3 protein-coding genes are annotated in these 2,565 nt (G+C 49.0%); 1 reads left to right on the top strand and 2 read right to left on the bottom strand.

All coding sequences use genetic code 11. The features are described from left to right. The coding region (locus Q0257_RS10425) for a hypothetical protein (RefSeq protein WP_298024633.1) at positions 1-719 on the top strand (719 nt) is incomplete at its 5' end. 90 nt (positions 720-809) lie between these two features. Here Q0257_RS10425 and Q0257_RS10420 read toward each other — a convergent pair. Together Q0257_RS10420 and Q0257_RS10415 are read right to left on the bottom strand one after the other, a co-directional pair. Continuing rightward, the gene (locus Q0257_RS10420) at positions 810-1,004 is read right to left on the bottom strand and encodes a hypothetical protein (RefSeq protein ID WP_298024631.1); all 195 of its coding nucleotides are present in this window, start codon (positions 1,002-1,004) and stop codon (positions 810-812) included. 320 nt (positions 1,005-1,324) lie between these two features. Then, a partial coding sequence (locus tag Q0257_RS10415) for an acetyl-CoA carboxylase biotin carboxylase subunit (protein WP_298024629.1) occupies positions 1,325-2,565 on the bottom strand: 1,241 nt, incomplete at its 5' end.

Below are 2,565 nucleotides of genomic sequence, written 5' to 3'. Positions count from 1 at the left end.
TCGTCTCGGGCGTCGCCAAAAGCTCCATGATCGAAAAAGAGCTCATAGACGAGGCGAACGAGGCGATGCTGTTTTACTACGAGCGTTTGGAGCTCTCGCTGGCGGCCTACTACAAGGCTTTGATGAACCAAAACATCGACATGGGCGAGTCTAAAGAGGCGAAAGCAAACTACAAGATGTGGAAAAAGCTTGCCAAAGACGATATGTCCGACTGCGAGGCGTGCGAAGCAAGCGATGAGATCGCGTATTTAAATTTTGCAGGCGAACACGAAGCGGCGCTGGGTCTTGCCGAGCCGATACTCTCGGGCGAGCTAACTTGCTCCGAGGTGCCGCACATAACCTACGCGCCGATACTTTTTAGTATGATAAAGACGGGCAAGATAGAGGAGGCAAAAACCCTGCTGCCAAAGGCCGCGGAGATCATCGAGTCAAATCCTCGCGTCATAAACCAGATCGCGCCGCTAATCGAGATCGCCGTTAGGCTGGGAGAGCACGAAACAGCGCTAAGCTTGGCGCGTAAGCATTCACACACTATACTCGATAGCAACGACGATCTGAATTATTTAAAATTGCTTATCCCCATTGTCGCATTTGAAGATGAAAATACTTATAAAATGGCTTTAGAAATAGCAGGTAAATTTGACGCTAGAAATCAAAACTTCTATTACGCTGATTATCTAAATAAATTTTACGAGGAATTTTCAGGGCTTGAAATTTGACGGTTTAAAGACCTAGCGTGCTTTGTCCGCAAAGAAGAACACTATTCTCAAGCGTGTGCGGCGAGATATTTTAAAATTTGCGGCTCGATACTACTTCATACTCGCAACGGCGAGCGCGATAAAATTTACGCCGAACGGGCGCAGGTGGCTCGTACGGTAAATTTTATACCGCTTACTCGCGCACGGCGGTAGCCAGTCGCCGAAATAGATGATAGAGCGCGCAAGACTAAATTTTAACTCGATCGCTACGTATGAAAGAAAAAATATCGTGGCGGCGCATACCAACGCTAAACCGCATGGACAAGAGCAAATATTTGCGGTAACAAGACATAAATTCTAAATTTTAGCCGCCGCAGAATATATAATTTAAACCGAGCCCGCCGTCAATCTCGCCCTTAAAAATACGCGCGACGATGTATCTCTCGCCTCACCACCTAGATTTAACGGCAAATTTAATAGCAAAATTTTAAAGCGTGGCACGATAAAATTTTAAAACAAAATTTCAAGTAGATTTTTAAATATAAAATTTTAAACGGAATCTTGAATGCAGAATTTCAAATAAATTTTAAAATTCCAAGAGAATTTCATCCCTTGGAATTTTAAATTCAGTGCTTGGCTAGGTAATTTGTGTCGTAGTTATTATCCACGAAATCGGGGTTGTTCATCATCCTAAGATGAAAATCGCGCGTCGATTTTATGCCACCGATGATGAGCTCATCTAGCGCGACTTTCATCTTCGCGATCGCGCGCGTGCGGTCCTTGTCGTAAACGATGAGCTTGCCGATCATGCTGTCGTAGTAAGGCGGCACCGAGTAGCCCTCATAGACGTGGCTGTCCATACGCACGTTTCTGCCGCCCGGAGCGACGTATTTTGTGATTTTACCCGGGTTTGGCATAAAGCTTTTGGAGTCCTCAGCGGTGATGCGGCACTCAAGCGCGTGCCCGCTAAATTTTATCTCGCTTTGAGGTAGCAGCTTCTCGCCCTGCGCGATACGGATCATCCACTCGATCAGATCGAGCCCGCTTCGCATCTCGCTTACGGTGTGTTCGACCTGCAGACGGGTATTCATCTCGATGAAATAGAATTTCTTATCCTTGCTATCATATAAAAACTCAAACGTTCCCGCACTTGCGTATCCGATCGCCTTAGCGGCGCGAACCGCCGTTTCGTGCAGGCTCTTTCGTGTCGGCTCGTCCAAGATCACGGCCGGGCTTTCTTCGATCAGCTTTTGATGGCGGCGCTGCATCGAGCAGTCGCGCTCTCCGATATGCACGACGTGTCCGTGCTCGTCGCCCAAGACCTGAACCTCTATGTGGCGCGGATTTGTGATATATTTTTCCATATACATCGTGCCGTCGCCGAACGCGCTCATCGCTTCGCTCTCTGCCGACCAAAAGAGCTTTTCGATATCCTCTTCGCGCTCGACTACGCGCATTCCGCGCCCACCGCCACCGGCTGCGGCTTTAATGATGACCGGATAGCCGATTTCGGCGGCTAGCTTGCGTGCCTCTTCGACACTTGCAATCGCGCCGTCGCTGCCAGGCACTACAGGAATGCCCGCGCGCATCATCACTTGCTTAGCCTTGCTCTTATCGCTCATTAAAGTCATTGCCTCGACGCTCGGGCCGATAAATTTAATGCCGTGCTTAGCGCAAATTTCTACGAAATTTTGACTTTCGCTCAAAAAGCCGTATCCCGGAAATATCGCGTCAGCTTCGGTTAGCTCGCAGGCTGTGATGATCGCGGGGATATTTAGGTAGCTGTCGCTGCTGCGCGGTCCGCCTATGCAGACCGACGCGTCGGCGTATTTCACGTAAAGCGCGTCCTGATCGGCGGTAGAGTGCA

The organism is uncultured Campylobacter sp., from assembly GCF_938018035.1.
In the GTDB taxonomy this organism is placed as follows: domain Bacteria; phylum Campylobacterota; class Campylobacteria; order Campylobacterales; family Campylobacteraceae; genus Campylobacter_B.
This window is presented reverse-complemented; position numbering and strand designations above follow the sequence as displayed.